The organism is Emticicia sp. (genome assembly GCF_043780375.1).
In the GTDB taxonomy this organism is placed as follows: Bacteria; Bacteroidota; Bacteroidia; order Cytophagales; family Spirosomataceae; genus Emticicia.
The window spans coordinates 1-10,817 of record NZ_JAYWCU010000305.1 but is presented as its reverse complement, the minus strand read 5'-3'; the positions used below and the strand labels follow the sequence as shown (position 1 = coordinate 10,817).

The following is a 10,817-nucleotide window of genomic DNA, read 5'->3' as shown; positions in this document are numbered from 1 at the left end:
TGTGTTTCTTATTGAAGAAAATGTAACCAGTATCTAAATTCGCAGGACGCTTGAACGCATAACGCCAAACTGACAAACCAACATAACTTGATTTGAATTCACCGAAAACAAGTTTGCGTACTTTTGAGTTTGCACCATCGGCTGCAATCACAATATCATAACTATCTTTTGTGCCATCTGTAAACGTAATATTCACTGTATCAGGCTGATTATCAATGGTTTCCACCGATACACCCATTCGGTATTTTAAACCAATTTTCTGTGCTTCTTCAAATAAAACCTCGTGCAAAATTCTGCGAGAAATGCCATTATGACTTGGAAATTTCCCGATTGGTGGCGTACCTGCTTCTCCGATTTGAACACCATGAGGTAAGCAAAGTTTTACTTTTCCATAGGGCGAACCTCTACGCATCGCTTCGTCGGCGACACCGATGGCATCTAAGGCTCTGAGGGCATTAGCTTGTTGAATGATACCGACTCCATAAACATTAAATTCTTTATGTAGTTCTATGATATCGACTTCAAAACCTGCTTTTTTTAAACCAATTGCAGCAGACTGACCGCCAATGCCAGCTCCAACTACCAAGATTTTTTTTATATTACTCATTTTATATAAGGTTGAATATTAAATGATTATGCTTTGATTTTTTCTGCAATCCAATCGTACATATCCAAAGTTGGCATAAAATCATCTACTTGGCAGTGCTGGGCACCGCTTTCGCCAGATGGTACGATTTTCATTTTGTGTTCACAGGTCAAATGTTTTTCGAGTGAGATGGCGTGTTCTACAAAATTCTGTTTGTCGTCTCCGCCGTGCATGATAAATGTAGGCATCGAAATTTTTTCGGCAACACCATTTTCGAGCGTAAAGCCTTTTAATTTCTCCAAAACCTCTTCATAACTATTAGCATCCATGATGTGCATGACGATTTCTGCCAAAGGATGCTTTCCGTTACGTCCAGCCCATACCGCATAGTATGACCAAACTGCACCATAAACCATACAAACCTTAAAACGAGGCTCAAATGCCGCACAACGTGCCGCCATGTATCCACCCATAGAAACGCCAGCAATACCAATTCGTGTGGTATCAACTTCATCTTTTAAGTTTTCTACAACATATTCATATACAGCCGTTCCTGCTACATTATAGTCATGTCGAGAATGGATATGATTCAAACGCAAAGCCGCTCCTTGCCCCGGTCCATCAATAGCCAAAAGTGCTATGCCTCTTTCGTTCAGATGATTTCCGATGCCAAAATACAGTTCTTCGGCAAGGCTGTCGAGTCCGCCAAACATTACCATTACAGGAGGATTTTTAACTCCTGCTGGTTTGAACAAATATCCTGGCAAAAAAGAGCCTTCGAATGGAACCTCTATTTGTAGCGGTTTTTCGTCGAAATATTGTATGGCTCTAATAAATGCTTCTCTTGCTTTTGTATAGGTATCCAGTTTTCTATCATCTTGCAGATTCATGAAAAACTCAGCAGTACGCAAATAATTGAATGCTCTCAAATAGGTGCGTCTTGCAGATACAGGTGCATTATTTTTCTCAAAATCTTCTGCCCAGCCAAAAACTTCATTGCCTTTTTCGAGCCATGCAGCATTGAAACTCTCCCTGTTTTCAGGGTTAATTTTTTGAGCAACTTCTATAATTTCAGCAAATTCACCACCGCCATAATGGGCTTGGCTCAATGCTCTATTTACTTGATAGGAGGGCATATACTGCCCAGGATAAAAATGCCACATTTCTTTTTAATGTTAAATGATTAATGGTAAATGTTTAATGATTGGAGTTAATGATTAAATTATTTTTTTTAAATTCAGCATTAACATCGCACGGGCGACCCCGTCACCATTAATCAAATATCCACAGGTTTTTCAAGTCCACCGATTTTGCCTTTTGCCATTTCAGCAAATGGGTTGGTTAAGCCCCACGCATCATTTGGATTGTCTTTTAGGTAATGAACATCTGGTCCGTGGTCAGGAGCAAATATTAGTCTTCCACAGGCAAAAATTTCGAGTAAAATACCTGTGTGTGGTTCCATGATGTAAAAGAAAAATCCTTCGTCGGCTTTGTGGCGAGTTGGAGCTCCCCAAACCGATTTATAGCCTTTTTCGGTAAACCAATCAAGTGCCAAAAGTACCTCTTCACGGCTATCGAGGTTATAACAAATATGATTGGCAATGCCTTGACCTGGTTCAAGATTTGGGTCAGAAAAAACCGCAATATCATGCGAAAGATTACCGATTGTCCAAAGTCCTCCGATTGGTGGGATATGGTCTTCCATTCTGATTTCGTCAGGGTTTTTTAAGCCCATTCCCTGCCAAAATGCTTTTTCTTTGGCATATTGAAATTTGGCAACTAAGTAGGTAAAATGGTCAATTCTACGTGGATTTGCTCCAATACGGCGGTTACTTGCGTAGCGGTCGGCATAAATACTGCCTTTTTCACCTTTTTCATTCAACCAAGTCACATCCCAAAAAACCTCGTGTTTATGTCCGTCTGGTGATTGAAATTTGAATGCTTTTCCACGTCCAAGGTCGGCATCAATCCAGCCTTTTCCTGCATCGATGTTTTCTAAATGTGCAACACATTCATCAAAAGCTTCGGCACTATCGGCTCTCCAACCAACTGCTCCAAGTCCTTTGGTATCTGATTGCGTGATTTTGAGTGTATGAAAGAAATAATCTCCCCAAGCTCTAAGATAAACCGAGTTTTCATCACGACCTGTTTCGTCCATTCCAACTATATCAGTATAAAATCTTACGGTTTCTGCAAGGTTCGTACTCAATAGTTCAACGTAGGCTAATTGGGATAAATAATGAGGATTCTTTGCCATTTTTTATATAGTTTCTTTTTATTATAATATTCAAAGTAAATTTTATACAAAACTAAGTTTTATTTTAATATGATGTGAATCATAATTAATCTAAAAACAATCAAAATCAATCCATTTTTTTTAAATGGAATAAAAATTGGAGTTTATGGTATTCGTAAACAGAAAAATAGTTGATAAAAGTGCCTATCGCATTTTAAAAATATCATTATCTTAGGTTCAATGATTAGATTCAACCAGTTGAGTTTTTGTATGACAAACATGGCATTGGAAGAACAAAGGGCTTAACGACGTATTTGAGTAGCGAAAATTCAAAAATCAAGCGTAATGAACTATATCACGAAATTAGAAGGGTATATTTTTGCGAAAAGGTGTGTTATTATTCCTTCAATAGCTTTTCAAAGAATTAAGGAAATTATAAAAAATAGGCACGATTTCGTAGAAAAAACCCACAAAATCGTGCCTAATATTAAATCACTTTTCAAATTACGCTCCTATAAAAGAAGCCTTAAATTTTTTACACATATTAAAACGATGGTTTGGCGGACGCATCAAGTCTTCAACTATGGTAATATTGTCAACACGTTTTATTAATTGTTCAAAAAATACCTGCATTTCTCGGCGACCAAGATGTTCGCCCAAACATTGGAGAGGTCAACCTGCACCAAACGCCACTTGTTTTTTGGCATCACGGGTAATATCAAATTTCTCAGGGTCAGGAAAAACTCGTTCGTCAAAATTGGCAGATTCATAATACAATACTACTTTATCGCTCGCTTTGATTTGTTGACCACGAATTTCAATATCTTCCAGTGCATTACGTCTGAAATTAATTACAGCCGAAGCATAAACATATAAGAATAAATCGCTTCTAAAACTTCAGGACTAAAAGCCATTGCTATGTATCGTTTATATTTTATTGAAAAATTGGAGGAAACCTTATTCTTCAAGAATTCCCTTTAAAACTGATTGAGCTTCTTCGGTGTAGCCTTTTGCTATTTCTTTGCCTGGTTTAGAAGAGTTATCTAAAAACAAATCTCTCAAATATGCCAATGGCTTCGGTAAACCATGATAGATTTTGCCCAATGTTCGAGCAAAAACAGTAGTTTTGTTTGTAAATTCCAACCTTTCGGTTTCATACTTTTGTAGTCCTTCTTGCAATGATGCATTATCAGAAAGGTCTTTTCCTTTTAAAAATTTTGCCAAGAAAAAAGCATCTTCAATAGACATACCCGCACCATAAGCTGCATAAGGTGATGTTGGATGTGCGGCATCTCCCATAATTGTTGCTCGTCCTTTTGACCATTTTTTGAGTGGGTCACGGTATTTCACAACCCATCTAAATAATTGATGGCTGGGGTCTGTATGGTCTAAAATTTTTGCCGAGGGGTCTGCAAAATGCCCCACTCGTTCTTTAATGTAGCCCATTACATTTTTTGGTTTTTCCTGTGTTTCTGTACATTTCTCCACAAACCACCATTCGTAACAATTTTTACCTTTGTAAATCAGTGGTGCAAAACCAAATTGATACTTTTGATTGTGTTGAATAATGATATTGGTTCTATCTGCACCTTCTAATTCACACCAACCCAACCAAACCGCAATTCCTAAATGCTTGGGTTCAGAATACCCCCAGAGTTGTTGTCTAACTTCCGAATTAATACCATCTGCCCCTATCAATAAGTCGGCTTCATAGCTTTTGCCATCAGCAAAATTGACTTTAACTCCATTTTCTGTTTCTTGATGATTGATATAGGTGTAACCTGTTTGAATCATGCCTTCGGGCACCACTTTTAACAATCTTTCATATAACTCGGCACGCATCATGCCTGATTGCCAACCTGTTACGCCTGCTTTGTCTAAAAGGCTTTTATCTAACTCAAATTTCACCCGAATTTTACCGTCGTACCGTCTAAATTGTGGTTCTCTTGCTGCAAATATATCGTTTACATCAACTCCCCATTTTCGTAAAATCACAATCCCTGTTGCATTTAGAATAATAGCACCACCTAATGGGGTTATTTCAATACTTTTTTCAAAAACTTTTACGTCAAATCCTGCTTGTGAGAGAGCAATGCTCGCAGCTATCCCCCCTGGACCTGCACCAATTATTGCAATTCTTTTTCCTTTCATTTGAAATTTATTTTTTTATTACAATTCACATATATAATTGCACAAATCTATGTTAAATATTAAAATAAAAATAAGCGAAAGAAAGTAAAAAACAAGCAAAATATGACTATTGACGATATTTTTTTGGTGTAATTCCTACTTTACTCTTGAAAAGTCGAATAAAATCACTCGGATTGATTTCTGAAAATTTAAAAGCAATTTCTCCCACACTAAGGTCAGTTTGTTTGAGCAAAACTTTGGCTTCTAATAGAATCATGTCTGTTAAAACATCTTGTGAAGTTTTTCCTGTAACCGATTTTACGCATCTGTTTAGATATTCAGGCGAAATTGCAAGCATATCGGCATAGTCCGTTATTTTTTTGGTTTTAAATATGTGCTGTGAAAGAAGGTTTTTAAACTTGTTTGTTACTATAAAAGCAGATTTTTGAGGCAAATTAGCTTGTTTTTTTTCCAAAACTTGCAATTCCCTAAAAATAGTTGCTAAGTGCAAACTAATCAATTCTAAATCTATTTTAGTGGCTGATAAATAATAGGATTCTAATCGTTGGAGCAATGTAATTATAGTGTTTTTTACTTCATCAGAAACCTCGACCAGCGGTTCTCCATGATGTTGCAAAAACCCTATATCTTCCAAAAAAGAATGATGGGGAAAAATCTCATCAAAAATTTGAAGGTCAAAATGGCAAAAAAATCCACGTGAATCTTCTGTGATTTGCTCACATGAAGTAATTTGAAGAGCAGGCAAAAAGAAAAAAGTATTCTCAGAAAATTCATATTCGTTTAGTCCTTTACTTCTTTTTGATTTACCTTTCGTTAAGAAAATAAAATCAAATAAGGTCTTTTTATGAGGTATTACAGGAAATTTCAAATAATGAATCACATCTTCAATCCGATTGATATGAAAATAAAGATGGGACTGCCCAATATTCATTTTCCCGTCTTCTCGAAAATGAAAATCGAACAGCTCGTCTGGTTTAAATAGTGATATTTTCTCCTTTTGACCTCTCATATTTTTTGAGTTCATCAAGCAAAAGCCCCTCCATCAACCGCCATACAGTGCCCAGTAATAAAGCTCGATTGATCGGAACAAAGCCAAAGGGCCACATCGGCTACTTCGCTGGGTTGTCCCATGCGTTTCATACGTTGGTGATTTTTGGCTTGTTCGAGTGCGGCTGGATTTTCTGCCAAATTTCTTCTTCCGTGCATAATCATTGGTGTTTCGATGGCTGTAGGGCAAATGGCATTTATTCTAATATTTTTTGTGGCATATTCTATTGCGGCCGATTTTACTAAGCCATTTACGCCATGTTTTGAGGTAGCATAAGATGAATTATCAGGCTGACCAACCAAACCTGCGGCCGACGAAACACAGACTATATTTCCGCCGCCTTGCTTCATCATTTGCTCTAACTGAAATTTTACACAATAATAAGTCCCGATAAGGTTTACTTGAATCTGATTGAGCCATTCTTCTTCGGGGTATTCATGCACAGGTAGCGAAAGTTTTCCTGCAATTCCTGCACTGTTTACGGCACAATCTAAACGTCCGAAAGTATCAATAGTGGTTTTTATCAAATTTACAACATCTTCTCTTTTCGCAATATTGCATTTAACAGCGATGAGTGATGAGTAATGAGTTCTATTTCAGAAATGGTTTCAGTCATATCTGACAAATCAGTTAACACAACTTTTGCCCCTTCTTTAGCAAAAGCAATAGCTGTTGCTTGTCCAATTCCTGATGCTGCACCTGTTACGATACAGACTTTATTTTCAAATCTCATTTTATCTAAAAAAATTTAATTGCTACGAATACACTAATTTTCAATTTTTATCAATTTCCATCACTAATCGTTGTTCCGCCATCGACTATAATATTTTGTCCTGTAATAAAACCACCTGCTTTTGAGGCGAGCATGACGGCTACACCTGCAATTTCTTCTACTTCTCCTACTTTTCGGAGGGGAGTTTGTGCCAAACGTTTCGTCATAAATTCTTCGTTTTTCATCAAAGATTCTGAAAACGGTGTATTTATCATGCCTGGCGAAATGGTATTAACTCGAATATTATCTGGGCCAAATTCAACGGCAAGATTTCGTGCCATTTCTATCAAACCTGCTTTTGAAATGCCATAAAGTCCTAAATATCTGTTGCCACGAACTCCTGCAATACTTGCCAAATAAATGATTACTCCATCTTTTTGAGCTTGCATTGATGGAAGAATTAATTTTGTAAGATAAATAGCCGATTGTAGATTCAAAGCCATCGTTTTCTCGAAATTTTCTTGATTTATTTCGAAAAAACTGCCTATTGAAGCTATTCCTACACAATTTACTAAAATATCAATCTTTCCAAAAGTGCCAATTGTCTGCTGAAAAAGTACATCAATATCACTTTTGTTTCCCATATCGCACTCTACTCCAATGGCTTCGATATTTGCCAAACGAAATTCTTCGACGGTCTGGATTACACCTGCTTTATCATTGCTCGAAATGACCACTTTAGCTCCATGTATCCCCATTGCATGAGCAATCGCTTTACCCATGCCCGAAGTTGAGCCTGTGATGAGGGCGGTTTTGCCAGTTAAATTAAATAAATCTTTCATAGTTGATTGGGAATTGAGAGTTCGGAATTGGGAATTAAAAAATTCCCAATTCCACATTCCCGATTTAATGTATCATACATTCCTCCAATTCCACACCATTTACTTTAAAAGGTTTTGCTTCGGTCAACACAAAAACGATTCGACAAATTTCTTCTGAACTTGGATTTCTCCATTTATGAATTGTACCTTTTTGAACTATAATTCCGCCTGCTTCTATTATTTTAAATACCTGATTATCAAGCTCTAACTCTATTTTTCCAGAAATAACGATTCCGTAATCAATGCTGCTCGTGCGGTGCAAAGGCGATGAAGCATTGGGCAACATATCAACTACACGAATGACCGAACCGCCTTTTAGGGTTGTTCCTGCATCTCTTTTTCTTCCATCAGTTTCGTCATTACAATCAGCAGGAACAGTGGCTGTTGTCCAGATGGTTGCCATTGCGGCATCGCCCGATGGAATTACGATTGTTTCATAAGATTCGTCAGATGTAAAAATGGCTATGCCATCGTTGGTATGTCCTGTTACTACTCTTCTAATTGAGTTTTCCATTTTACTTTTTGAATTTTAAAACTCTACTGTCTTTTATCACGCCTTTCCAGTTCATTCCAAAACCAAAATCATAGGTATTTCCGTCTGAATCTTTGTGAGGAATCATGTCGTAAGGAACATCTTCTGCTTGTTTTTCTACGGTAATCATGTTTGCTGGCATTTGCATTGGCAATAGTGCCGAAGGCTCTGCTTTTCCTGAAATTATCTCTAATAAGGCTTGATCTTGCACGCCAAAATTGAGAATAATTGCAGCAGCATCTTTTTCTATTTCGCTGAAAACCATTGGATTGGACGTAAAAATTGAGACAATTACAGGTTTGTCTTTCATCTTTGCCTTGGTTTCGGCAACCAATTGAGCATCTGAAATATTAGTAGTTGAAGTTGTTTTGTTTTTGTAGCCTCTGTCATTCGATTTTTCTAATGGGTCGCCTCCTGCAATGCTTTTTTCACGAGCTTCGGTTGCCGTATAATCGCCATATTGTAGGTTTATTGGGAAATAACCATTGCCACCATTTTTCAAATCTTCTTTGTTATAACCAATGGTTGCAGTAGGATTTTGAATAAAAACAAGGGCAAAATCTGCTTCATCGGCATTGTCGGTAACGTTATAGTATTTTTTCACCAAATCAATGCTTACAGGATAATCGGTAGAAGCAGGCGTTTCTACACCCAAGAAATTACGGCTGGCTGGACTGAAACGTTTTGGCACATAAACAGTCTTTTTTGAGGTAATTGGCAAAGTTTGTTTTTGATTTTTAAGCAATACAACCGACTTCAATTGAGCCTCATAGCCATCTTTCATAAAGGCTGGTTTTCCAACAATCGCTTTGGTTTCTTCTGGATTTAAGTAAGGATTTTCAAAAACACCAACTCTGAAAATGTTCTTTAACAATCGTACGGCCGATTGCTCCATTCTGGCTCTCATTTTGGCTTCGCCAAGTTCGGCAACGCCTTTTTGATAAGCCGCAATGATGGGTTTTGCATCATTGTTTCCACCAAATTGGTCAACACCATTCATCAATATTTTATAATGACGGTCAACTTCCGAAAGGTTTTCGACACCCCATGAGCGACCATCTAAAAATGAATCCAATAGTTTGTGTTCGCCCGTAATTCCCCAGTCGGTACATACTACGCCATCATACTTATATTTTGTACGCAAAAGGTCATTGATAAGGTATTTATTATAGCTATTGCCTACATTTTCGCCATTTTTTGTATCTTGATTCCAAGAGATTGTATAATATGGCATCACTGCCGATGCCATCATTGTTTTGCCTTTTAGCTTAAATGCTCCTTGCAAAAACGGAATTAAATGAGCATTGAAATTATTGCCAGGATAAACTGCAAATTTGCCCGAACCATAGTGAGCATCTCTCCCACCCTCGCCCGTACCACCGCCTGGCCAATGTTTTACCATTGCATTGACAGAACCAAAACCCCAACCTGTTAGTGCGTTTTTAGTTGTCTGAAAACCATCGCAATAGGCTTGTCCCATAGCCGCCGAAAGCAAAGGACTTTCACCAAAAGTACCGTTGAATCTTGCCCAACGAGGATCGGTAGCAATATCAACTTGGGGCGAAAGTGCCGTGGTGATACCCAACGCACGGTATTCGGCAGCGGCAACTTCTCCAAATTTTTGTACCAAAGCGGGGTTAAAAGTTGCTGCCATGCCCAACGAATTTGGCCACATCGAAATCTCACCGCCCGACGCAGCATCATATTCGGCCTTTGCCCTTGTGCCGTGACGTGGGTCGGTGCTATTGTTGGCAGGAATTCCAAAGCCAATGCCTTCACAAAAAGCCTGTAATTTATTGTTCCATTGGGCAACAATTTCGGGCGTTTGTACGGTCGTAAGTAATACGTGGCGAAGGTTATCATCTTTCAAGAATTTCTTTTGTTGGTCGGTCAAATCAGTTGGGTCAGTTTCACCCGCTTTGAATGGCTTTCCGTTGTATGTTCCTGCAAAATAACCTCCCGCACGTGCAGGAATAGACTGATGTGAAGAATACAACATCAAACCCGCAATTTCTTCAATACTTAGTTTTGTAGCTAAATCTTTGGAACGAACATCAGCTGATAAACGCCAATCTTCAAACTTATCCAATTTGTCATTTTTGTTTAAATCCTTGAAAGCTAAACCATTGATAGTTAATATTTTAACGCCAGACATTGGCGAATAACCAAGGCTTTGTCCGCCCTGATTTTTGATGAGATTAAAAGTTTCTTTTGGCGTTTCGCTCCATTTTTTTTGGGCAAAAACCGAAATTGTTACACAAATGAATAGTGCTGAAATAAGCGATGTTTTTTTCATTTTTTTAAATTGATTTTTAAAAATATTTTTCGTAAAATTATCTTTTTAATGGGTTGTTTTCTAATTTGGAAACAAATAAAAGCCCTAAAACTGCCAAGCTTGCCGACACCCAAAGAAATGCCGAAGGGTCGATTTTATCAGAAAGTACGCCCGCAATGGCTGGCACGATTACCCCTCCTACTATTTCGCCAACGGCCGTAATCAAACCAATTGCTTTCGCCTTCAAATGTACAGGCACAGCTTCCGAAGGAATCACAGCCGCCACGAGTGGAATTGCTCCCATCAGAAAATAAGTAAAAAACATAGCGGGCAAATGCAGAGCCGTACCTGCCAAAAAATAGACTGCAAAAGGATACAAAGTGCCTATAATTAGAG

General features: G+C 38.0%; 13 protein-coding genes. All 13 read right to left on the bottom strand.

The window, feature by feature from the left end; all coding sequences use genetic code 11:
• A partial coding sequence (locus ACH2CJ_RS22020; RefSeq protein ID WP_394996819.1) for an FAD-dependent monooxygenase occupies positions 1-607 on the bottom strand: 607 nt, incomplete at its 3' end.
• Between the two features lie 26 nt (positions 608-633).
• Complete coding sequence (locus tag ACH2CJ_RS22015; RefSeq protein WP_394996816.1) at positions 634-1,749, bottom strand: alpha/beta hydrolase family protein; 1,116 nt, start codon at positions 1,747-1,749, stop codon at positions 634-636.
• A gap of 113 nt (positions 1,750-1,862) precedes the next feature.
• The gene (locus tag ACH2CJ_RS22010) at positions 1,863-2,843 is read right to left on the bottom strand and encodes a VOC family protein (protein ID WP_394996813.1); all 981 of its coding nucleotides are present in this window, start codon (positions 2,841-2,843) and stop codon (positions 1,863-1,865) included.
• Positions 2,844-3,326: 483 nt separating this feature from the next.
• Positions 3,327-3,482, bottom strand: coding sequence for a hypothetical protein (locus tag ACH2CJ_RS22005; protein ID WP_394996810.1), 156 nt, complete (start codon positions 3,480-3,482; stop codon positions 3,327-3,329).
• A gap of 12 nt (positions 3,483-3,494) precedes the next feature.
• Entirely contained in the window at positions 3,495-3,674 is a 180-nt protein-coding gene (locus tag ACH2CJ_RS22000) for a cytochrome P450 (protein ID WP_394996821.1), read from the bottom strand.
• A 105-nt stretch (positions 3,675-3,779) separates the two neighbouring features.
• On the bottom strand, positions 3,780-4,973 hold the full coding sequence (locus ACH2CJ_RS21995) for an FAD-dependent monooxygenase (RefSeq protein WP_394996808.1): 1,194 nt from the start codon (positions 4,971-4,973) through the stop codon (positions 3,780-3,782).
• A gap of 106 nt (positions 4,974-5,079) precedes the next feature.
• Positions 5,080-5,997 carry a helix-turn-helix domain-containing protein gene (locus tag ACH2CJ_RS21990; RefSeq protein WP_394996806.1) on the bottom strand — a complete coding sequence of 306 codons (918 nt, stop codon included), beginning with the start codon at positions 5,995-5,997 and terminating at the stop codon, positions 5,080-5,082.
• A complete protein-coding gene (locus ACH2CJ_RS21985; RefSeq protein WP_394996804.1) occupies positions 5,997-6,548 on the bottom strand; it encodes an SDR family NAD(P)-dependent oxidoreductase in 552 nt (183 codons plus the stop codon). The genes ACH2CJ_RS21990 and ACH2CJ_RS21985 overlap by 1 nt, the downstream gene beginning before the upstream one ends.
• Positions 6,549-6,550: 2 nt before the next feature.
• Positions 6,551-6,754 carry an SDR family NAD(P)-dependent oxidoreductase gene (locus ACH2CJ_RS21980; RefSeq protein WP_394996801.1) on the bottom strand — a complete coding sequence of 68 codons (204 nt, stop codon included), beginning with the start codon at positions 6,752-6,754 and terminating at the stop codon, positions 6,551-6,553.
• Positions 6,755-6,804: 50 nt separating this feature from the next.
• Entirely contained in the window at positions 6,805-7,575 is a 771-nt protein-coding gene (locus tag ACH2CJ_RS21975) for an SDR family NAD(P)-dependent oxidoreductase (RefSeq protein WP_394996798.1), read from the bottom strand.
• Positions 7,576-7,639: 64 nt separating this feature from the next.
• Complete coding sequence (locus ACH2CJ_RS21970) at positions 7,640-8,128, bottom strand: cupin domain-containing protein (protein ID WP_394996795.1); 489 nt, start codon at positions 8,126-8,128, stop codon at positions 7,640-7,642.
• 1 nt (position 8,129) lies between these two features.
• The gene (locus ACH2CJ_RS21965; protein ID WP_394996792.1) at positions 8,130-10,442 is read right to left on the bottom strand and encodes a glycoside hydrolase family 3 N-terminal domain-containing protein; all 2,313 of its coding nucleotides are present in this window, start codon (positions 10,440-10,442) and stop codon (positions 8,130-8,132) included.
• 37 nt (positions 10,443-10,479) lie between these two features.
• Positions 10,480-10,817, bottom strand: a 338-nt coding sequence (locus ACH2CJ_RS21960; RefSeq protein ID WP_394996790.1) for a hypothetical protein, incomplete at its 5' end; no start/stop codon positions are given.

What these genes read in the sequence shown, in the direction of transcription:
- ACH2CJ_RS21990 (WP_394996806.1), bottom strand. Translation starts at nt 5,997, where the DNA reads ATGAACTCAAAAAATATGAGAGGTCAAAAGGAGAAAATATCACTATTT.
- ACH2CJ_RS21970 (WP_394996795.1), bottom strand. Translation starts at nt 8,128, where the DNA reads ATGGAAAACTCAATTAGAAGAGTAGTAACAGGACATACCAACGATGGC.
- ACH2CJ_RS21980 (WP_394996801.1), bottom strand. Translation starts at nt 6,754, where the DNA reads ATGAGATTTGAAAATAAAGTCTGTATCGTAACAGGTGCAGCATCAGGA.
- ACH2CJ_RS21975 (WP_394996798.1), bottom strand. Translation starts at nt 7,575, where the DNA reads ATGAAAGATTTATTTAATTTAACTGGCAAAACCGCCCTCATCACAGGC.
- ACH2CJ_RS21965 (WP_394996792.1), bottom strand. Translation starts at nt 10,442, where the DNA reads ATGAAAAAAACATCGCTTATTTCAGCACTATTCATTTGTGTAACAATT.
- ACH2CJ_RS22015 (WP_394996816.1), bottom strand. Translation starts at nt 1,749, where the DNA reads ATGTGGCATTTTTATCCTGGGCAGTATATGCCCTCCTATCAAGTAAAT.
- ACH2CJ_RS21995 (WP_394996808.1), bottom strand. Translation starts at nt 4,973, where the DNA reads ATGAAAGGAAAAAGAATTGCAATAATTGGTGCAGGTCCAGGGGGGATA.
- ACH2CJ_RS22010 (WP_394996813.1), bottom strand. Translation starts at nt 2,843, where the DNA reads ATGGCAAAGAATCCTCATTATTTATCCCAATTAGCCTACGTTGAACTA.